The organism is Salipiger thiooxidans (genome assembly GCF_900102075.1).
Classification (GTDB): Bacteria; Pseudomonadota; Alphaproteobacteria; order Rhodobacterales; family Rhodobacteraceae; genus Salipiger; species Salipiger thiooxidans.
This window is the reverse complement of sequence record NZ_FNAV01000010.1, coordinates 131,095-151,536: the sequence shown is the minus strand read 5'-3', so window position 1 is coordinate 151,536 and position 20,442 is coordinate 131,095. Positions and strand designations below refer to the sequence as shown.

20 protein-coding genes are annotated in these 20,442 nt (G+C 67.1%); 14 read left to right on the top strand and 6 right to left on the bottom strand.

The window, feature by feature from the left end:
• Positions 1-324: 324 nt before the first annotated feature.
• Positions 325-1,191 (bottom strand): MurR/RpiR family transcriptional regulator, encoded by an 867-nt coding sequence (locus BLQ77_RS16275; RefSeq protein WP_089961103.1) that lies wholly within the window; start codon positions 1,189-1,191, stop codon positions 325-327.
• A gap of 112 nt (positions 1,192-1,303) precedes the next feature.
• On the opposite strand from BLQ77_RS16275, the gene BLQ77_RS16270 reads away from it, so the two are divergent.
• Genes BLQ77_RS16270 through BLQ77_RS16250 form a run of 5 tightly spaced genes read left to right on the top strand, consistent with a single transcriptional unit; the run spans position 1,304 to position 6,246 of the window.
• Positions 1,304-2,326, top strand: coding sequence for an ABC transporter substrate-binding protein (locus tag BLQ77_RS16270; RefSeq protein ID WP_089961102.1), 1,023 nt, complete (start codon positions 1,304-1,306; stop codon positions 2,324-2,326).
• Positions 2,323-3,447: an ABC transporter ATP-binding protein gene (locus BLQ77_RS16265; RefSeq protein ID WP_375360208.1), complete on the top strand. Its 1,125-nt coding sequence runs from the start codon at positions 2,323-2,325 to the stop codon at positions 3,445-3,447. The genes BLQ77_RS16270 and BLQ77_RS16265 overlap by 4 nt, the downstream gene beginning before the upstream one ends.
• Complete coding sequence (locus BLQ77_RS16260) at positions 3,444-4,328, top strand: ABC transporter permease (RefSeq protein WP_089961098.1); 885 nt, start codon at positions 3,444-3,446, stop codon at positions 4,326-4,328. The genes BLQ77_RS16265 and BLQ77_RS16260 overlap by 4 nt, the downstream gene beginning before the upstream one ends.
• A complete protein-coding gene (locus BLQ77_RS16255) occupies positions 4,325-5,143 on the top strand; it encodes an ABC transporter permease (protein ID WP_089961096.1) in 819 nt (272 codons plus the stop codon). Before BLQ77_RS16260 ends, BLQ77_RS16255 begins: the two co-directional genes overlap by 4 nt.
• A 2-nt stretch (positions 5,144-5,145) precedes the next feature.
• A complete protein-coding gene (locus BLQ77_RS16250; RefSeq protein WP_242661743.1) occupies positions 5,146-6,246 on the top strand; it encodes a DmpA family aminopeptidase in 1,101 nt (366 codons plus the stop codon).
• Positions 6,247-6,338: 92 nt separating this feature from the next.
• Here the strand turns inward: BLQ77_RS16250 and BLQ77_RS16245 are convergent, their stop codons facing one another.
• The 4 genes from BLQ77_RS16245 to moaA form a co-directional block, all read right to left on the bottom strand.
• Positions 6,339-6,506 carry a hypothetical protein gene (locus tag BLQ77_RS16245; protein WP_008886047.1) on the bottom strand — a complete coding sequence of 56 codons (168 nt, stop codon included), beginning with the start codon at positions 6,504-6,506 and terminating at the stop codon, positions 6,339-6,341.
• 18 nt (positions 6,507-6,524) lie between these two features.
• On the bottom strand, positions 6,525-7,889 hold the full coding sequence (locus tag BLQ77_RS16240; RefSeq protein WP_089961093.1) for a DUF2927 domain-containing protein: 1,365 nt from the start codon (positions 7,887-7,889) through the stop codon (positions 6,525-6,527).
• Positions 7,889-8,341, bottom strand: a complete 453-nt coding sequence (locus BLQ77_RS16235; protein WP_089961090.1) for a GNAT family N-acetyltransferase — start codon at positions 8,339-8,341, stop codon at positions 7,889-7,891. Before BLQ77_RS16235 ends, BLQ77_RS16240 begins: the two co-directional genes overlap by 1 nt.
• A gap of 285 nt (positions 8,342-8,626) precedes the next feature.
• Positions 8,627-9,631: a GTP 3',8-cyclase MoaA gene (gene moaA, locus BLQ77_RS16230; RefSeq protein WP_089961088.1), complete on the bottom strand. Its 1,005-nt coding sequence runs from the start codon at positions 9,629-9,631 to the stop codon at positions 8,627-8,629.
• Between the two features lie 83 nt (positions 9,632-9,714).
• Between moaA and BLQ77_RS16225 the strand changes: the two genes are divergently transcribed.
• From BLQ77_RS16225 to BLQ77_RS16195, 7 genes are all read left to right on the top strand, one after another.
• Entirely contained in the window at positions 9,715-10,197 is a 483-nt protein-coding gene (locus tag BLQ77_RS16225) for a hypothetical protein (protein ID WP_375360207.1), read from the top strand.
• 186 nt (positions 10,198-10,383) lie between these two features.
• Entirely contained in the window at positions 10,384-10,917 is a 534-nt protein-coding gene (locus BLQ77_RS16220) for an SRPBCC family protein (protein WP_008886210.1), read from the top strand.
• A gap of 171 nt (positions 10,918-11,088) precedes the next feature.
• Complete coding sequence (locus BLQ77_RS16215; RefSeq protein ID WP_008886018.1) at positions 11,089-11,574, top strand: (2Fe-2S)-binding protein; 486 nt, start codon at positions 11,089-11,091, stop codon at positions 11,572-11,574.
• 150 nt (positions 11,575-11,724) lie between these two features.
• Positions 11,725-14,085: a xanthine dehydrogenase family protein molybdopterin-binding subunit gene (locus tag BLQ77_RS16210; protein ID WP_089961086.1), complete on the top strand. Its 2,361-nt coding sequence runs from the start codon at positions 11,725-11,727 to the stop codon at positions 14,083-14,085.
• Between the two features lie 113 nt (positions 14,086-14,198).
• Complete coding sequence (locus BLQ77_RS16205) at positions 14,199-14,987, top strand: FAD binding domain-containing protein (protein ID WP_089961084.1); 789 nt, start codon at positions 14,199-14,201, stop codon at positions 14,985-14,987.
• 119 nt (positions 14,988-15,106) lie between these two features.
• Positions 15,107-16,114 carry an LLM class flavin-dependent oxidoreductase gene (locus BLQ77_RS16200; RefSeq protein ID WP_089961082.1) on the top strand — a complete coding sequence of 336 codons (1,008 nt, stop codon included), beginning with the start codon at positions 15,107-15,109 and terminating at the stop codon, positions 16,112-16,114.
• A gap of 64 nt (positions 16,115-16,178) precedes the next feature.
• Entirely contained in the window at positions 16,179-17,546 is a 1,368-nt protein-coding gene (locus tag BLQ77_RS16195; RefSeq protein WP_089961081.1) for a methyl-accepting chemotaxis protein, read from the top strand.
• A 399-nt stretch (positions 17,547-17,945) separates the two neighbouring features.
• Here BLQ77_RS16195 and BLQ77_RS16190 read toward each other — a convergent pair whose 3' ends face one another.
• A complete protein-coding gene (locus BLQ77_RS16190) occupies positions 17,946-18,137 on the bottom strand; it encodes a hypothetical protein (protein WP_089961080.1) in 192 nt (63 codons plus the stop codon).
• A gap of 796 nt (positions 18,138-18,933) precedes the next feature.
• On the opposite strand from BLQ77_RS16190, the gene BLQ77_RS29670 reads away from it, so the two are divergent.
• Positions 18,934-19,062 carry a hypothetical protein gene (locus tag BLQ77_RS29670; protein ID WP_278184702.1) on the top strand — a complete coding sequence of 43 codons (129 nt, stop codon included), beginning with the start codon at positions 18,934-18,936 and terminating at the stop codon, positions 19,060-19,062.
• A 402-nt stretch (positions 19,063-19,464) separates the two neighbouring features.
• Positions 19,465-20,157 (top strand): YoaK family protein, encoded by a 693-nt coding sequence (locus tag BLQ77_RS16180; RefSeq protein ID WP_008885054.1) that lies wholly within the window; start codon positions 19,465-19,467, stop codon positions 20,155-20,157.
• Positions 20,158-20,442 lie beyond the last annotated feature (285 nt).

Here is a 20,442-nt window from a genome sequence, read left to right as displayed (position 1 = left end):
GCAAGCCAGAGCCGGTCCCAAGCGACGTAGACCGCAAGCACCAGAACGCCCCCCAGAAGCGACGGGATCAGCGGCAGATCGAAGCAGACGCAGAGGGCAGGGCCGGTGATCGTTCCGAGCAGCACCGCGAGCCCAGAGCCCCAGCGTGTTCCGGATCGCGCCCCGCGGCAGCATGGCGAAGACCCCTGCGGTTCGGGGGGCTCGGATTTCTCGGGCCGGTTCTCCTGCGGCATGGGACGCGTCGCACGTCATGGCTTGGGTGAGGGCAGGTTGGCAGGGATGCGGCGGGGGCGGGAGAGCCCCGGGGGTGGCGGAGCGGCGCGGTCAGAAGATGCCGATGGACTGCGCGAGCCGCTTCCAGTCGCGCATGCGCTCGTCGATGTCGGCGCTGCGGCCGTTGGCGGCCATGTGCACCAGAAGGCTCGTCGCGGCGTTCAGCCCGAGGATCGACTCGAGGAAGAGCCCGGTCTTCGAGGGTGCGTTGATCACCGCGTCGGTCACCTCCTGTGCCCAGTGGCAGTATTCATCCGTCACCACGACCACCGACCGGCCCTGGTCCCGCGCCAGCCGCGCGATGGTCTCGCATTCCGCAGCATAGGGGATGACGTCGATGATCAGCAGGCAGCTGCTGCCCGGCGCCGGCGGGTCGAGCCATTCCGAGAGCATGCTGTCGTGCCCCGACAGGAAGCGGACCCGGGCCCGGGCGAGCGCCAGCCGCCGCGCCACGTCCTCGGCCAGCCCGCGCACGGTCTGGAAGCCGGTGACATAGACCTCCTCGGCCTCGGTCAGGTAGCGCTCGGCGGCGCGGAAGGCGGGGGTGCCGATGCGCGAGTAGACGGTGCTCACCGCGCGCAGTTCGGCGTTCATCTGCTCCTGCCAGTCTTCGGGCAGCTCGAACCCGTCGTCGGCGATGCTTGCCCCGGTGACAGAGTAGCGGTGCCGCAGCATCGCCTTGAACTCCTTCATCCCCGCGCAGCCGAACCGGCGCAGCATCCGGCCCACGGTGATCTCGGCCACACCCGCCTTCTGGGCGATGGACTTGCCGGTCTCGAAGGACACTGAGTTCAGGTTGAGGAGAAAATACTGCGCAACCTTCGCCTCCTGCTTGGGTAGCGCGTGCAGGCCCTGCTCGACTTTGCTTACAAATTCATCAATCGGCGCCTCTGCATAGGACGCAAAGCCGTGTGACATGCCGGATCTCCACATGACAGAAAACTAACATTTGACGAAAATGACAGTATCGAACCAGTTTGGTGACTCAAGGCAAAACCGAAAAACCGGATGACAGGGAGCCACTGAAACCATGAAAAAGCTGCATCTCGCCGCAACCACGGCACTGATCCTCGCGCCGCTGGCGGCCTCCGCCGAGACGCTGTCGCTCTACAACTGGGGCGACTACATCAACCCGGCCGTTCTCGAGGCCTTCACCGAGGAGACCGGCATCGAGGTCACCCTCGACAGCTACGGCTCGAACGAGGAGATGCTGGCCAAGATCCAGGCCGGCGCCACCGGCTACGACATCGTCTTCCCGTCGGTGCACATGCACGACATCATGTTCCAGCTCGGTCTTCTGGCGAAGACCCACATCGGCAAGGCGCCTGGTTTCGAGAACATCGACCCGCAGTTCGTGCGCGCCAAGACCGATCCCGACGCCGAGTACTGCCTGCCCTACGCGTGGGGCAACGTGGGCATCGTCTACAACAAGGCGCTGGCCGGCGACATCAAGAGCTGGGCGGACTTCTTCGCGCTGGGCGCCGAGGGCAAGAAGATCACGCTGCTGGACGACCTGCGCGAGACCATCGGCATCGGCCTCATCGTGAACGGCAACTCAGTCAACTCCACCGATCCCGACGAGGTCGAGGCTGCGGCGGATTACATCATCGACCACATCGCGGGCGTCACCGCCTTCACCTACGATTCCGTGCCGCAGGTGATCTCGGGAGACGTGGCGGCGGCGCATTGGTACGTGGGCGCCAACCTCTACGTGTCCGAGAACCCGGACACCATCGGCTACATCATTCCCGAGGAAGGGGCGACGATGTACCAGGAGGACATCTGCGTGCTCGAGTCCGCGCCCAACAAGGAGGCCGCGCAGAAGTTCCTCGAGTTCTACCTCAAGCCCGAGATCGCCGCGATGAACGTCGAGCAGCAGATGAACGGCACCCCGAACAAGCCCGCGCAGGCACTGATCCCCGAGGCGATCGCCGCCAACGAGACCATCTACCCGTCGCAGGATGTGATGGACAAGCTGCAGATCTTCGAGGACCTCGGCCGCGACCTGCAGCTCTACAATTCGGAATGGACGCGCATCAAGACCGCGCAATGACGCCCTTCGACACCCATCCGGCGGGGGTCTTCCCCGCCGGCCTGCAGGACCGCAAGATCATGCCATCTCCCCTTGAAATCATCGGCGCCCGCAAGGCCTTCCGCACCCCCGAGGGCGGCACCATGACCGCGCTCGACGGGATCTCGCTGCGGCTGGCCAGCGCCGAGTTCGTCACCCTCCTTGGCCCCTCGGGCTGCGGCAAGACCACGCTTCTGCGCACCATCAGCGGCTTCGAGACGCTGGACGCGGGCGACGTGCTGATCGACGGCACGGCGGTCACCCAGATGCCCGCCCATCGCAGGCCGGTGAACACGGTGTTCCAGCGCTATGCGCTCTTCGGGCACATGAGCGTGGCGCGCAACGTCGGCTACGCGCTCGAGATCGCCGGGCGCGACAAGCGCGAGATCCGGATGCGGGTTGGCGAGATGCTCGAGCTCGTGGGGCTGACGGGCATGGAGAAACGGTCGATCGCGCAGCTTTCCGGTGGCCAGCAGCAGCGCGTGGCGCTGGCCCGGGCACTGGCGGGCAAGCCGAAGCTGCTGCTGCTGGATGAGCCGCTCTCGGCGCTCGACAAGAACCTGCGCCAGAAGATGCAGCAGGAACTGAAGGCGCTGCAACGCGAGCTGGGCATCGGCTTCATCTTCGTCACCCACGACCAGGAAGAGGCGCTGACCATGTCCGACCGGATCGCCGTGCTCGCGCATGGGCGGATCCAGCAGATCGGCGCCCCGGCCGAGCTGTACCAGACGCCCGCCAACCTCTTCACCGCCGACTTCCTCGGCGAGAGCAACCTGCTGCCGGTGACGCTTGACGGTTCCGCCGCGCAGCTGGCGGACGGGCAGGGCTTTGCCGCCGTGCGCCCCGCCGGAAAGGCCACGCTGCTGCTGCGCCCCGAGGTGCTTTCCGCCACCGCACCCGAACGCCCGGGTCTCAGCTTCACCGGCGTCATCCGCGAGACCTACTACACCGGCACCGACCACCAGGTGTCGCTCGAGACCGGCACCTTCGGCACCATCCGCGCGCTGCTGCGCACCGGAAACGCGCTGCCGGGGATCGGCAGCACGCTCACGCTGCACGCGCCCGCCGAGGGGCTGCACCTGATCGACGAGGTCGCGCCATGAGCCTCGCGCGGCGCAAGTTCCTGCAGCTCTTGGGCCTGCTGGGCGCACCGACGGTGTTCCTGCTGGTGTTCTTCTTCGGCCCGCTTCTGATCATGCTGGTCTACAGCTTCCTGACGCCCGGCCTTTACGGTGGCGTGGACTGGATCTTCTCGCATCTCAACTACGGGCGGATCCTCGGCTGGGCCGACACGCGGTACGAGAAGTTCGACCCGGTCTACATCGCGATCTTCCTGCGCTCGCTGCGGCTGGCGGCGCTCACCGTGCTGGCGAGCCTGCTGGTCTGCTATCCCGCCGCGTTCTGGATCAGCCGGATGCGGCCGGGGCTGCGCGATTTCGCCATCTTCCTCGTGACGCTGCCGTTCTTCGTGAGCCTGATCGTCCGGCTCTTTGCCTGGGTGCTGATCCTGCGTCCCACGGGCTTTCTGAATCAGGGGCTGATGGGGCTGGGGCTCACCGATGCGCCCATCGAGTTCCTCTACACCGATTTCGCCGTGATCCTCGGCATGACCTACGTCTTCATCCCGTTCATGTTCCTGCCGCTCTACGGCTCGATCGAGAAGCTCGACATGGCGCAGATCGAGGCCTCCTCGGACCTCGGCGCGACGCGGCTGCAGACCTTCCGAAAGGTGATCCTGCCCGCGACCATGCCCGGCATCGTCGGCGGCTCGGTGATCACCTTCATCCCGGCGCTGGGCAATTTCATCGTGCCCTCGGTGCTGGGCGGGGCCAAGGTGCTGATGATCGGCAACCTGATCGAGCAGCAGTTCCTCTCGGCCCGCAACTGGCCCTTCGGCTCGGCGCTGGCCATGCTTGTGATGACCGCGGTGCTGGTGCTGCTGATCGCGCAGTTCCGCCTTGCCGGGCGGGAGGAGCGGTCATGATCCTGCGCCGCCTCCTCTCGCTCTACGGGCTGCTGTTCTTCGTCTTCGTCTACGCCCCGATCCTGCTGGTGGTGATCTACTCGTTCAACGCCAACACGCTGAACATGATGATCTGGGACGGCTTCACGCTGGACTGGTACCGGCAGATCTTCGGGCTCGAGACCTCGCTGGCCGAAAGCGCCACCTATGTCGACAGCACCGACCAGCTCTGGGGCGCGGTGCGCACGAGCCTGATCGTGGCGCTTTCGACCTCGGTTTTCTCGACGGTCTTCGGCACCGCGCTGGCGCTGGCCGTCGCGCGCTACCGCTTCCGTCTGGCGCGGTTCTACCGGACGCTGATGATGCTGCCGATGATCATGCCCGACATCGTGCTGGGCATCGCGCTGCTGATCTTCTTCATCACCATCGGCATGAACCTGTCGATGCTGACCATCATCGTCGGCCAGTCGACCTTCCTGATCTCCTACGTCTTCGTGACCGTCTCGGCGCGGCTCGCCGAGTTCGACACCAGCGTCGAAGAGGCCTCGGCCGACCTTGGCGCCACGCCGGCGCAGACCTTCCGCAAGGTGACGCTGCCGGGCATCGCGCCGGGGATCCTCGGCGGCTGGCTGCTGGCGTTCATCATCTCGATGGACGACCTCGTGATCACCTATTTCATCGCGGGCACCGGCAACACCACGCTGCCCATCCACATCTGGGGGCTGCTCCGGCGCGGCATCAAGCCCGAGATCAACGCCATCGCCACGCTGATGCTGCTCTTCACCCTGCTGATCGCCGCCATCGGCCTCTATTTCAGATCGAGACGACAGAAATGACCATGACGACCAAACCCCGCGCGCGCCGTCTCGGCATCCCGCTGCCCGGCACGCCGGGCCCGCTGAACGCCATCACCGACGTGCCCGGCCTCGAGGTCGGCACCACCGAGCTGCTGTCGTCGCGCGACCCATCGCTGGCCACCCGTGGCATCCAGGTGCAGACCGGGGTCACTGCGATCCTGCCGCGCGGTCGCGATCCCGAACCGAAGCCGGTCTGGGCCGGGCAGTTCAGCCTCAACGGCAATGGCGAGATGACCGGCGCCCACTGGGTGCGCGACGGTGGCTGGCTGGCGGGGCCGATCATGATCTCGAACTCGCACGCCATCGGACCCTGCCACGCGGCGGCGGTGCGCTGGATGGTCGAGACCTACGGCGACACGTGGGAGGACAACCACCTCTGGGCGATGCCGGTGGTGGCCGAGACCTATGACGGCGTGCTCAACGACATCAACGGGCTGCACGTGACCGAGGCGCTGGCCCGTCAGGCGCTGGACGCGGCCAAGCCCGGTCCGGTGACCGAGGGGAATTCCGGCGGCGGTGCGGGGATGATCTGCTACGAGTTCAAGGGCGGCACCGGCACCGCGTCGCGGGTGATCGACGTCGAGGGGCAGGGCTTCACCATCGGCGCGCTGGTTCAGGCCAACCACGGGCTCAGGCCCTGGCTGACCGTGGCGGGCCGGCGCGTGGGCGAGGCGATGCCCGAGGACCGTATCGTGAACATGATGACCGAGCGTGGCTCGATCATCGTCATCCTCGCGACCGATCTGCCGCTTTCTCCCAGCCAGCTCGAGCGGCTGGCGCGGCGCGCCTCCATCGGCATCGGGCGGGGCGGCACGCCGGGCGGCAACAACTCGGGCGACATCTTCCTCGCCTTCTCTACCGCCAACGAGATGCCGCTGCCGCAGCTCTCCGGGGCGTGGCGGCAGATGACCAGCCTCAACGACGAGCGGCTCGACCCGGTCTATCTGGCGGCGGTCGAGTCCGTGGACGAAGCGGTGCTGAACGCGCTCTGCGCCGCCGAGGACGTGCCGCTGGCACGGCCTGCCAACGGCATCTGCCGGGCGATGGACACGGAACGGCTGATGGACCTGCTGAGCGCCTGAGCGGCGGTCCCTCGCGACAGGGCGCCCGCCACGCGGTGGGCGCCTTGTTTCAGAAGAAGCATGGGCGACAGGTGCGGCTCAGAGGGCAGAACTCAGGACGCGACCTTCTCGAGCACGATGGTCGCGACCAGCCCGAGCAGTCCGAAGGCGATCGCATAGACCACGACGAACTGCGCGATGTCGGCCGTATTGCCCTTGCGCCGACGGGCCGTCAGCCCGCCGAGGATGGCTCCGATCAGCACTCCCGCGATCACGATCATCTGGCCCTCATCCTCCCGTCAGCCCCTAGCCGAATTGAGCGCGGCGATCTCGCGCATCTTCGCGCGCACCGCCCAGTCCGAACCGAAGCCGTATCGCGCCCAGCCAAGGGAGTCCATACGAACGATCCTCGCCTCGGACGGACGGCCCGCAAGCGCGAGCGCCTCGGCCTTCAGCATCATCAGCGTCGCCAGCAGCGCGGCGTTTTCGTGCCGCGTGGCGGTGGCCAGATGCGGGGCAATCAGCGCCAGCGCGTCCTCGGGCCGGTGGTCGTTGATCGCATAGGCCGCAAGCTGCGAGGCGACGTAGGCCTGGTGCAGCGCGGTGTTTGGGGTGATCTCGAAATAGCGCTGCGCCTGCAGGAATTCCTGCATCGCGGCGGTCGCGTCCGTGCCCTGCATAAGCCGCCCCATGGCGTAGTGCGAGAAGCCCCGGCGGTGATCGGTCCAGCCCTCGTCCGTGGCGATGCGCACCGCCCGCTCGGCGGCGCGGCGACGCTCGGCATAGGGGGCGCCGGGGCCGAGCGCGGTCTGCACCGCCTCGGTCCAGTCGCGCGGGGTGGGTGGCAGGTAGCGCGGGGCAAGGCCTTCGCCGCGCGGGTTTACCCGGGCCAGCACCGCGGGCAGCCGCGCCGCGACCTCGCCGCGGGTGAGGCCCGAGCGCAGCGCCGGGTCGTACCACGCCCGCAGCACCGTCATGTCGTAGCCGGTGAGCACCGTGTGCACATTGTCGTCGTTGAAGACGCTGTCGGTGAGGCGGTAGAGGTCGTTGAGGGGTCCCAGCGCCTGCGCGATCTCCTCGTGCAGGCAGTCTCGCACCTCCTGCGGGGCGGCGTCGGCGGGCAGGAAGATCGCCACCCGCTCGCGCGTCTGCACCCGCGTCCAGCTCACCGCGCCCGAGTTCCGGGCCGCGAGGTATTCGCCGAGGGACGAGACATTGGGCACCACGAAACAGGCGGCCTGCGGCAGGTGCTTGCGGATGTCGTCGCGGGGGATGGCCACGAGAGTGATGCTGGCGTCCGGGGCCGAGCTGCGGCGGATATCGATCTGCGCCTCGGCCCGCAGCCGGGCCAGCAGCCGGTCGAGATCGCCCGAAAGCGTCCGCGGCGGGCTGCCGGTGACGCGCAGGGTGACCGGCCTCTCGAACCGGGTGAAGCTGCTGAGCGTACGCCCGGATTCCAGCGTGAAGGCGAGATCGAGGATGTCGCGCTCGAGATCGCGATTCGAGACCACGGCAGGCTGCGGCGCGCTGCCGGGGAAGGTCTTCATCGCGGGCAGGCCGGTCGGTGCGGAGATCCCGGCCACGGCGCGGCTGGCGGTGTCTGCGGGGGGCGCCGGCACACAGCTCGCCAGCGCAAGGACCAGCGGCAGGACCAGCGCGCGCATCACGGCCTCTGGTATTTGATGAAGGGGGTAAGCACGCCGATGCGGTCGTAGAGCTTGCGCGCGGTGTCGTTGAAATGCTGCGTGGTCCAGTAGACCGCCGGCGTGCCGCGCGCATCGGCGGCGGCATAGACCGCCTCGATCAGGGCGCGGCCGACGCCGGTGCCCCTGGCCTCGGGGGCGGCGTAGAGATCCTGCAGGTAGCAGACCTTCTCGAGCCGCCAGCAATGGTCGTGGAAAAGGTAGTTCACGATGCCCACGGGCGTGCCGCCCACCTCGGCGATGAAGCCCGCCATGTCGGAGACCTCGGGGTCGGTCAGCCGCGCGAAGGTGGCGGCATAGACCTCTTCGGTCACGCTGCTTTCGTAGAAGTCGAGATAGGCCGCCCACAGGGCGCGCCAGCTATCCTCGTCCTGCGGCGCGAGGGGCCGCACGTTCACATCTGTCTGGGACACTGTCTCTCAAGCCTGCCTGCTCTGATTCCCGGTTGCCCGCGAGGGTCCGGGATTTTCTGTCGGTTTGTCAGGGCAGTATAGGGCAGGATCCGGGCATCTGCACAGCATGTGAAACAGTTTCGGGGCAATTTGCCGCCCCGCGCGCACCAATGCGCCTAACGCGTTGATTTCACGGCAGCACGCCGGTGCATCGATGCAACATCATGCCGGGCGACAGGCTATGGGAGCCACCGCACAGGAAGAGTGGACACCGTGCGACAGCCCATGGAGCTACCCGGGCGGCATTCAGCCACCGGTGTGGCTCATGTGGCGCGAGACACGGCCGTCGACGGTCTGGCGCGAATAGTCGAAGTCGTGGCCCTTGGGCTTGTGCTCGATGGCGTTGCGGATCGCCGTCTCGAGCGGGGCGTCGCTGCCGGGGTGGTTGCGGAGCGCGCTGCGCAGGTCGGCGTTGTCTTCCTGGCCGAGACACATGAAGAGTTCGCCGGTGCAGGTGACGCGCACCCGGTTGCAGCTTTCGCAGAAGTTATGGGTGAGCGGGGTGATGAAGCCCACCTTCTGGCCGGTCTCCTCAAGCCGCACGTAGCGTGCGGGCCCGCCGGTGCTGAGCGGCAGGTCGGTGAGCGTGTACTGCTCGGCCAGACGTGTGCGCAGGTCCGAGAGCTTCCAGTACTGGTCGAGCCGGTCCTCGTTGCCGATGTCGCCCATCGGCATGACCTCGATCCAGGTCAGGTCCATATCACGCGAGGCACACCATTCCGTGATGGCGAAGAGCTCGTCCTCGTTGAAGCCCTTTAGCGCCACGGCGTTCAGTTTCACCCGAATCCCCGCCGCCTGCGCCGCGTCGATACCGCGCAGCACCTGCGCGAGCCGGCCCCAGCGGGTGATCTGGTGGAACTTGTCCGGATCCAGCGTGTCGGCCGAGACGTTCACCCGGCGCACGCCCGCGTCGTAGAGCGGCTGCGCGAACTTCTCGAGCTGAGAGCCGTTGGTGGTGAGGGTCAGCTCCTTGAGCGCGCCGCTGTCGAGATGGCGGGACATGGAGCGGAAGAAGGTCATGATATCGCGCCGGACCAGCGGCTCGCCGCCGGTGATGCGCAGTTTCTCGACACCCATGCGCACGAAGGCCGAACACAGGCGGTCGAGTTCCTCGAGCGTCAGCAGCTCCTTCTTGGGAAGGAAGGTCATGTTCTCGGACATGCAGTAGACGCAGCGGAAGTCGCAGCGGTCGGTGACCGAGACACGCAGGTACGAGATCGGACGCGCGAAGGGATCAATGAGCTTTTCCATGAGGCGAAACTAAGCATGAAACCGCCTCGCGGCAAGGATTCCCGCGATTGCCAGACATGGGCTTCCGTCCTAGGTTCGTGAACATGAACATCGTGCAGTCCCTCCCGCTGATCGCCCTTGCCGCGCTGGCCGCCTGTGCCGAGCTCCGCCCTGCCGCAACCACCCCGCCGCAACCGGCCGAGGAGGCCGCGGCCCGGCCCCAGGCGCGTCCCGCCTCGGTGGCGCCGGCTGCCAATGCCCGCACGGCCGAGCAGTTCGACACCACCACCGCCGATGAGCGCGCCGCCGCGGCTGCGCCCAAGGCGGGGGGAGAGCGTTCGCTCGGGACATCGGTGGCATCGCTCGGCGATCCGTCGAAGCCCGGGTTCTGGCTCGAGACGCCGCTGGTCACGTCGCCCACGCAGGGGCGGGTGCGCTACCCTGGCTCGGGCAAGTCGGCGCAGGTCGAGCTTCTCCCGATCGACGGGGCGACCACCTCGGGCAGCCGGATCTCGCTCGCGGCGATGCGGCTCATCGAGGCGCCGCTCACCGACCTTCCGACGCTCGAGGTTTATGCCGGCGGCTGATCCGCACGGCGTTGCGTTGCCCGGGTGTTTTTTGATCAGAAAGACCTTGGCAGCCGCTGGGGCTTTCGACATGCTGCCCTCCAGAAGGCGGTGGCCCCGGGCGAGTCCGGGCTACGCCATTGGTCTAATATGCCACCGCCTGCGACCGTGTAGTGTGGTGGCACGGAAGGAAGGGAGGCTCTCCAGATGCATATGAGCGATACCCGCGAGATCAACGCCCCGCGCGAGGTGGTGTGGGCCGCGATCCTCGATCCAGAGGTGCTGAAGCAATGCGTGCCCGGCTGCACCGAGATGACCGGGTCCCCCGAGGAGGGGTTCGAGGCCACGGTGGTGCAGAAGGTCGGCCCGGTGAAGGCGACCTTCCAGGGCAAGGTCACGCTGTCGAACCTGAACGAACCGGAAAGCCTGACCCTGTCGGGGGACGGCAAGGGCGGGGCCGCAGGCTTTGCCAAGGGCGGCGCCGACGTGACGCTGACCGACAAGGGCGACGGCATCACGGTGCTGCACTACGAGGTCGAGGCCAAGGTGGGCGGCAAGCTGGCCCAGCTCGGCAGCCGGATCATCGACGGCTTCGCCAAGAAGATGGCGGACCAGTTCTTCACCAATTTCCAGGAGGCCGTCGAAGGCCCCGCGGATCCGGACGAAGCGCCGGAAGCCGAGGGCGACGCCGGTGCCGAGGGCAAGAAGAAGGGCTGGTTCAAGCGCATGGTCTCGGGCTGAGGCGGGCTGGCCGGGGCCGGGGGCTCTGGCCGCTGACCCAATGACCGGGACCGGATGCCGGGGACAGGCAGACGGACGGTCGGTGCATGATCGGGCAGGCAAGGGGCCCGCGGCACCCGACAGGGAACACGACCGATACAAAAGAACACAAGGACACCCAGGGAGGACTTGATGACCAAGGTGACGATGACGGTGAATGGCAAGGCCGTCTCGAAAGAGGTCTCGGGCAACACGCTCATGACCGAGTTTCTGCGCGACGAACTGCGCCTGACGGGCACCCACGTGGGCTGTGACACCAGCCAGTGCGGTGCCTGCGTGATTCATGTGGACGGCAAGAGCGTGAAGGCCTGCACCATGTTCGCCGCCGAGGCACAGGGTGCCGCGGTGACGACGATCGAGGGGATGGCCAACGCCGACGGCTCGCTGTCGGTGATCCAGCAGGCGTTCCAGGATCATCACGGGCTCCAGTGCGGGTTCTGCACACCGGGCATGGTGATGACCGCCGCGACGCTGCTCAAGGAGAACCCGACCCCCTCCGAGCACGAGATCCGCGACTATCTCGAGGGCAACATCTGCCGCTGCACCGGCTACCACAACATCGTCAAGGCGATAATGGCGGCCTCGGGGCAGGACGTGAGCGGCATCGCCGCCGAGTGACGCCACCGCTGTCGCGCCCGAAGGAGAGTGGGCGCGCCGGTGGGGATTCGCAGACAGAGGACAGGGCGGGGCGTCGAGGAACGCCACGCCCGGAATCCACGGGGTTCGAGACGCGGGCAGGGTCCCGCTGTTTTCAGGGAGGAGTTTTTCATGCCCAAGGATCATGGCATCGGAGCCGCGCAGAAACGCCGCGAGGACGTGCGTTTCCTGACCGGAGCCGGTCGGTACACCGACGACATCAGCGCCTATGGCCAGACCTATTGCGTGTTCCTGCGCTCGGACGTGGCGCACGGGACCATCAACTCGATCGACACCAGCGACGCAGAGGCGATGCCGGGCGTGGTGCGGATCTTCACCGGCAAGGATTTCGAAGGCATCGGCGGGCTGCCCTGCGGCTGGCAGGTGACCGACAAGCACGGGGAGCCGATGAAGGAGCCCGGGCACCCGGTGCTCGCGCAGGGCAAGGTGCGCCACGTGGGCGATCCCTTCGCTGCGGTGGTGGCCGACAGCCTCGAGGAGGCCCGCAACGCGGCCGAGGCCATTGTCTACGACATCGAGGAATTGCCGGCTGTCGTCGACATGAAGGCGGCGCTCGCCGAGGGCGCCACCAAGGTTCACGACGATCTGAGCGACAACCTCTGCTACGACTGGCATTTGGGCTCGGACCAGGCTGCCATCGACGAGGCCTTCGCCAACGCCGCTCATGTCACGACGCTGGAGCTGATCAACAACCGGCTCGTCGCCAACCCGATGGAGCCTCGCGTGGCGCTGGGCGAATACAACCGCGCCAATGACGAGAGCACGCTTTACACCACCTCGCAGAACCCGCACGTGATCCGGCTGCTGATGGGCGCCTTCGTGCTCGGCATCCCCGAGCACAAGCTGCGCGTGGTGGCCCCGGACGTGGGCGGCGGGTTCGGCACCAAGATCTTCCACTACGCCGAGGAGGCCTTCGTCACCTTCGCGTCGCGCCAGATCAACCGGCCCGTGAAGTGGACCTCGACCCGGTCCGAGGCCTTCATGTCCGACGCTCATGGCCGCGACCACGTGACCAAGATCGAACTCGCGCTGGATGCGGACAACAACTTCATCGGGCTGCGCACCGACACGCTGGCCAACATGGGCGCGTACCTGTCGACCTTCTCGTCGTCGGTGCCCACCTGGCTGCACGGCACGCTGATGGCGGGCAACTACAAGACGCCTGCGATCCAAGTGAACGTCAGGGCCGTCTTCACCAATACCGTGCCGGTGGACGCCTACCGCGGGGCAGGCCGCCCCGAGGCGACCTTCCAGCTCGAGCGCCTGGTCGACAAGGCCGCGCGCGAGCTCGGCGTCGACCCGATCGCGCTGCGCCGCCAGAACTTCATCGAGAGCTTCCCCTACGCGACGCCCGTGGCGGTGGAATACGACACCGGCGATTACGTCGCGACCATGGACAAGCTCGAAGAGATGATCGACCGCCCCGGCTTCGAGGCGCGCCGGAAGGAGAGCGAGGCCAAGGGCAAGCTCCGCGGGCTCGGCATCAACTGCTACATCGAGGCCTGCGGCATCGCGCCGTCGAACCTCGTGGGCCAGCTCGGCGCCCGCGCCGGGCTCTATGACGCCGCGACCGTGCGGGTGAATGCCACCGGCTCGATCTCGGTCATGGTCGGCGCGCACAGCCACGGGCAGGGGCACGAGACCGCCTTCCCGCAGGTGGTGGCCGAGATGCTGGGCATCGACGAGAGCATGATCGACATCGTGCACGGCGACTCCTCGAAGATCCCCTTCGGCATGGGCACCTACGGTTCGCGCAGCCTCGCGGTCTGCGGTTCGGCCATGGTCCGCGCCACCGAGAAGATCATAAACAAGGCCAAGAAGATCGCCGGCCACCTGCTGGAAGCCTCGGACGCGGACATCGAGCTCAAGGACGGCAAGTTCACCGTCGCGGGCACCGACAAGTCGGTGGCCTGGGGCGACGTTACGCTCGCCGCATACGTGCCCCACAACTACCCGCTCGAGGACATCGAGCCGGGGCTCGAGGAAACCGCCTTCTACGACCCGTCGAACTTCACCTACCCCTCGGGCGCCTATGCCTGCGAGGTCGAGGTCGATCCCGAGACCGGCCGCGTCACCATCGAGAGCTTTGCCGCCGCCGACGACTTCGGCAACGTGGTGAACCCGATGATCGTCGAAGGGCAGGTGCATGGCGGTATCGGCCAAGGCATCGGGCAGGCCCTGCTCGAGAGCTGCATCTACGACGAGAACGGCCAGCTGCTGTCGGCCTCCTACATGGACTACGCCATGCCGCGCGCCGAGGACGTGCCGTTCTACAAGGTGGACCACTCCTGCGTGACCCCCTGCACCCACAACCCGCTGGGCGTGAAGGGCTGCGGCGAGGCGGGCGCCATCGGCTCGCCGCCGGCGGTGGTCAACGCGGTGATCGACGCGCTGGCCTCGGGCGGCTTCAACGTCGAGCACATCGACATGCCGGTTTCGCCGCACCGGGTGTGGAAAGCGATGCAGGGCTGAGCCTCTTTCCGGCGGTGCCGCTTGACGGCGCCGCCGGATCGTTGAGTATTCGGGGAAATATGAGAGGGCAGGGGCGTGCGGCGCCCCGGGGCCCTCTGCCAGGAGGATAGAAGATGTACAGCTTCGAGATCGAGAGCCCGACGAGCGTCGCCGATGCGGTGGCCGCCCTCGGGCAGGAAGAGGCACAGGCGCTGGGCGGCGGGCAGACGCTGATCCCCTCGCTCAAGGCCCGGCTCGCGTCGCCGGCGGTGCTGGTGAGCCTCAAGAACATCGACGAGATCAAGGGCGTCAGCAGCGATGGCGGCACCGTCACCATCGGCGGCGGCACCACCCACGCCACCGTGGCCGAAGAGGTCGCGGACAGCTACCCGGCGCTCTCGGCGCTGGCCGGCAACATCGGTGACCCGGCGGTGCGCAACCGCGGCACCATCGGCGGCTCGCTCGCCAACAACGACCCCTCCGCCTGCTACCCGGCGGCGGCGCTGGCCTCGGGGGCGACCATCGTCACCAACACCCGCGAGATCGCCGCGGATGACTATTTCCAGGGCATGTTCACCACGGCGCTGGAAGAGGGCGAGATCATCACCTCGGTCAGGCTGCCGGTCCCGGAAAAGGCGGCCTACGTGAAGTTCGAACAGCCCGCGTCGCGCTTCGCGCTGGTGGGGGTCTTCGTCGCCAAGTTCGCCGACGGCGTGCGCGTGGCCGTCACCGGCGCCTCGGAGGAGGGCGTGTTTCGCTGGACCGAGGCCGAGGAGGCGCTCTCGGGCAACTTCAGCGCCGACGCCCTGTCGGGCCTCTCGGTGCCCGCGGATGGCATGATCGGCGACCTGCACGGATCGGGCGAGTATCGCGCCCATCTCGTCGCGGTGCTGACGAAACGCGCGGTCGCTGCCGCCGGCTGAGCACGGACCACGGTCTGACGGTGAATTGCCCCGGTCCCGCAGGGATCGGGGCTTTCGCGTCTTTATCCGCCGGAACGGGGGCCTATATCGGTACCATGACACTCGCAGGACACTCCCCCATGATCCCCGTTTCCGTTCTCGACCTCTCGCCGGTGCCCGAGGGCAGCACCACCGCAGACGCGCTTGCCGCCACCATCGAGCTGGCGCAGCACACGGAGGAGCTGGGCTATCACCGCTACTGGCTGGCCGAGCACCACAACATGCCGGGCATCGCCTCGGCCGCGACCTCGGTGGTGATCGGACGGGTTGCCGCGGCCACCAAGACCATCCGCGTCGGCGCCGGCGGCATCATGTTGCCCAACCACTCGCCGCTGGTCATCGCCGAGCAGTTCGGTACGCTGGCGACGCTGTTCCCCGACCGCATCGACCTCGGGCTCGGGCGGGCGCCGGGTTCGGACCAGATCACCGCCATGGCGCTGCGCCGCAACCACGCCTCATCCGACCGCTTCCCCGAGGACGTGGTCGAGCTCATCGGCCTGTTCGGTAACAGCGTCGAGGGCCAGCCGGTGCGCGCGGTGCCGGGCGAGGGCACGCATGTGCCGGTCTGGATCCTCGGCTCGTCGCTCTTCGGGGCGCAGCTTGCGGCGCATCTGGGGCTGCCCTACGCCTTCGCCTCGCATTTCGCCCCCGACGCGCTCGAGCAGGCCATCGCCATCTACCGCGAGCGCTTTCAGCCGGGCATCACCGACACGCCCCGCTTCATGCTCGCCGCCAACGTCTGGGCCGCCGACACCGAGGCCGAGGCTATCCGCCTCAAGACCTCGCAGCAGCAGGCCTTCATCAACCTGCGCAGCGGCCAGCCGGGCAAGCTGCCGCGGCCGGTGGCGGACATCTCCACCGTGGCCGACCCGCGCTACGTGGCGATGGCGGACCATGCGCTCAGTGTCTCGGCGACCGGCGATCCGGGGCAGGTGGCCACCGGTCTGGCGCGGCTCATCGACCGCTACCAGCCGGACGAGCTGATCCTGTCGAGCGCCATGCACGACCCGGCCGCGCGCCGCCGCAGCTACGAGATCGCCATGGATGCGATGAAATCTCTGCACTTCGCCCCCTGTACTGCGGAGTGATTCAGGATTCGGAAAGAACCCGCGCTGTATGAGTGGAGCCGTCCGCCGGTAAGGAGATTCTTTCATGTGGTTTTCGCGGAAACCGAAGCAGACGGTGCAGAAAGTCACGGGGGATGAAGCCATTCTCCAGATCGTGGAGCGCACGCAGGCGGTGATCCACTTCAACCCCGATGGCACCGTCATCCGGGCAAATGATGCGTTTCTGAAGGCCTTGGGGTACACGGCGGAAGAGCTCGTGGGCAAGCACCACAGCATCTTCGTGCAGCGCGGCTACCGCCAGACCGAGGATTATCGCCGCTTCTGGGAGGATTTGCGCGCCGGCAAGTTCTTCTCGGACGAGTTTCCTCGGGTCACCAAGGACGACAAGGTGATCTGGATCGCCGCCACCTACGCCCCCGTTTTCGACGAGGCAGGGAACGTGGTGCGGATCACCAAGATCGCGACCGAGATCACCGGCCAGCGCGAGGCGATCCGCGAACTCGGGCGCGGGATCGAGGCGCTCAGCCGGGGCGACCTCTCGACCCGGGTCGAGATCGGCCGGGACAACCGGCTCTGCGAGATCGGCGATGCGCTGAACGCGGCGGTGGACAATTTCTCCGGGCTGATCACGCAGGTGCAATCGACGTCGAACACCATCGACGCCATCACCTCGCAGATCGGCGTGAACTCCGACGAGCTGTCGCGCCGGACCGAGACCCAGGCGGCAACGCTGGAAGAGACCGCCGCCGCGGTCGAACAGCTGAACGCCAATGCCCGCTCTGCGGCGGAATACGCGGGTGAAGTCGGGCGCGAGGCCGAGGACACCAAGAACGCCGCCGAAGGCAGCAGCAAGGTGGTCGAGGACGTGACCCAGGCGATGAAGCGGATCGAGACCTCGTCGGACTCGATTTCTCAGATCATCTCGGTGATCGACGACATCGCCTTCCAGACCAACCTGCTGGCGCTCAACGCGGGCGTCGAGGCGGCGCGCGCGGGCGAGGCCGGCCGCGGCTTCGCGGTCGTGGCCTCCGAGGTGCGCTCGCTGGCGCAACGCTCGGCGGAATCCGCGCAGGAGATCAAGGCACTGATCAGCGAGAGCGGCGGGCACGTGAAAGCGGGCGTCGATCTCGTGAGCCGCGCCAGCAACGAGCTTTCGAACATCTTCCAGGGGGTCGAACGCATCTCGGACCGGATCCGCGCGGTGGTGCACGGGCTCAACGAGCAGACCATGACGCTGGGCGAAATCAACACCGCGATCTCGCAGCTCGACTCCGTGACCCAGCAGAACGCCGCCATGGTCAACGAGACCACCGGCGCGACCCGGACACTCGCCGCCAACAGCGCCTCGCTGGCCGAAGGGGTGAGCGTCTTCCGGGTGACGGGCGACGGCAGTGCGTCGAGCGGATGGGACAGCACCGGCGGTACGCAGCACTCGGGGCGCACGGCGGCCTGACCGGCGGGCCGTGGTCTCGCAGCGCTGAACCACCGCGCTCTGACGCGCGCGCGTGCCGAGACGATGCGGGGAGATGTCTCCCCGGCGACACAACACCGGCAACGTAAGTCCGGCACAGACCCACCGACAAACATGCACGGGCACCGAAACATATACAGGCAGCGGCCCGGTCATGCGGGTCGCTGCCTTTGTAATTCTGGCTAACGTACGCGCCCACCACGCAAGCATCGCGCCAGAGCGCAAGCTGGCCTGCCGTCCGGGCACGCACCAGCGCCCTTCCGCCCGGTGCGCCGGGCAGGCAGGGCCATCATGCACAACAGCGGCACTTACCGCGAGGTGATCCCCGGCGGTGTGGCGAGATTTTGCGGAATGTCAGAGCAGGCCGCGAGGCCGTGTAAGTCAGGCCTTCTTGCGCAGGCCCGTCGCATCCCATTGCAAGCGCTCGATCAGCGCTTCCTGCGCTTCGATCACGGCTGCAGCTTCATGGCGTTCGGAGAGAATTTCGCCGAAGTCAATTCGGGAAGTCATACCGCCGTCCGGGCTGTAAGAAGGGAGTTTGTCGGCCCGAAGCCGGTGAACTAGTTCATCCATCACACGTCTCTGTACAAGTTGACCCGGGCGTGGTGGCCAGGAAAAAACAGCGGCCGACCTGCTCGGAATCAGATTACTTCAAACTGGCATTTCTAGTGTTACGCTTTGTATCGCAAAGATCGCGGCTTCCGAAAGGTTTTTCTCGGCAGGCACAGCACATGTGCAGCCTGGCACAGGGGCGACCGCAACCCAGACCTGTGACCCGTGCTTACGTCGAACCGCTCCGAGAGGCGCAGCTCCTGACCATGGAACCGGCAGCCGCGCCGCATTTCCAGGCGTTTCGCGAAGGGGAAGCGCAAGGCGCGATCTGAGAGCTGTCAACGGCTTGCGAGATGTGTCCGCATGCGCCTCTGCGAGACCGGCGAGATGTCGCACCCGCCCACGAATCGCCCGTGAAACGTTTTACCGCCCGGACAATCCTGTTCCGGTCGAGCCATCCCTTCACCAAGACGAGTCTTCCTTACAAAACCCCCGCGAGTGCACTGGCGACGCCGCTCCCGACCTGCGCGAGGGCCACGACGTCGCCCCGCGCGGAGCGCTTCCCTATCCGAAGGGGTAGGAGCCGCCCCCTTGGCGTCGCTTCGCCATCCCGAGGCCCGATACCCTCGGGCGCGGCGGCGGGGCATATTGGTCTCAACAGCAAGGACGACGAAGTAAGGCGAGGTTGCCGCAATTCGGCCATCATCTCGGCAAGAGGATCCGCGATAGGCACAGAACTGCCGTTGCAGACCCCGCTTTCGTCGATCTGCCGCAGACCGCCCCGAAGGGCACTCTGAAGAATTTGGAGGACTTGGAAATGTATATTGGTGCAGTGATCGTCATCGTCGCCGTTGGTTGCGTGATCGAACTTTGCGAGGGCGTCTCCGCCCGTCGCAGCAACGACCGGGACGCCCGGCTCGCGGAATTCCCCGGGCTGAACGGCTGAACCGCCTGACGTGGTCGCCGAGCCCGCGCCTCTTCCGGACGTACCCGGGCGCTGCGGGCAAGGCCTCTGGACTGATCCAGGTCCATCAAGTGAACGACCCGTCCCGCCGCGCCGGCCGCCCGTTTCGCCGGCGCATGTGACGAGACGGTATGCCCGGACCCACGGTCCCGGGCGGTGTGTACGGCGCAGGTGTTTGCGAGTGTCAGGTTTGCGTTCTGCGTCTTCCGGCGGGTTGCGCCGGGGTGTTGGTAAATGGTCTCCGGGGTGGTTGGCAGGGGGCGGACACTGTCCGCGCCCTGTCTTCCCGTGTGTCCATCCGGAAACGTTCCGCATCGGGCGCTTGTCTCCCGCGCGCTGAAAGCCGATCACTGGGGCAGAACCTGCCGTGAGGGAGAGCTGCCCGTGCTGTTTCGAGAAGGGAACGACCGCAACCAGTCCATCGACCTGGGCCTCGCCGCGCTGCTGTCGCTGGTGGCCGGGGCGCTGAACGCGACCGGATTCGAGGTCGCGGGGCTGTTCTCGGCCAACATGACCGGCAATGTCTCGGCGATGGCCGACAAGATCGCCTCGGGCGCCTGGGGCGTGGCGCTGCTCTTCGCGCTGGTGGTGGCGCTCTTCGTGAGCGGTGCCCTGCTCGCCGGCCTTGCGATAGAGTGGGCGCGCGGGCGCAATCGTCGCGGCATCTACGCGGTGCTGATCGAGGTCGAGGCGGCGATCCTGCTCGCGCTCGGCGGCATCGGCCTCTACGCTCCCGGGCTGATCGACGGCGTGGCGCTGATCGGCGTGCTGGGCTTCACGCTCGGGCTGCAGAACGCGGTGACCACGCGGATCTCGAGTGCGCGGGTCCGCACCACCCACGTTTCGGGCATGGCCACAGATGTGGGGCTCGCGCTTGCCGGGCTCTGGGTGGGCCGCAATGGCGCCGAGCGGCACCGGGCGCAGCTGGCGCTCCATGGCACCACCATCGCGGCCTTTGTCGTCGGCGGCATCCTCGGCGCGCTCTCGCACGCGGCGCTCGGGGCGGGGACGTTCCTGCTCTGCGGGCTGCCGATCGGCGTCGTCGCCGCCCGAGAGATGGCGCGCCAGAAGCGGTAGGCGGGCGCGCCGATCGCTGCCGACATTTGGACATTTCAAAACTACGTCGCGCTTGGGCCTATCCTGATGGGTGGGCCTGCTGCATCCGAAAGATACCGAAACTCCCTCCGGTTCACCCCTCCGGTTGCTAGGGTGACAGTAAGACCCTTGAAATTTCGAGTCAGCCTCGCAACGCGGGGCGAATCGGCCTGCGATGGGGTCGCGGTCCGCGCTCCCATCTCTCAGCGAGGGCTTGTATCCCTGTCAAACGTTTGCGCGCGATGGTTGATCGAGAGTCTCCCACGC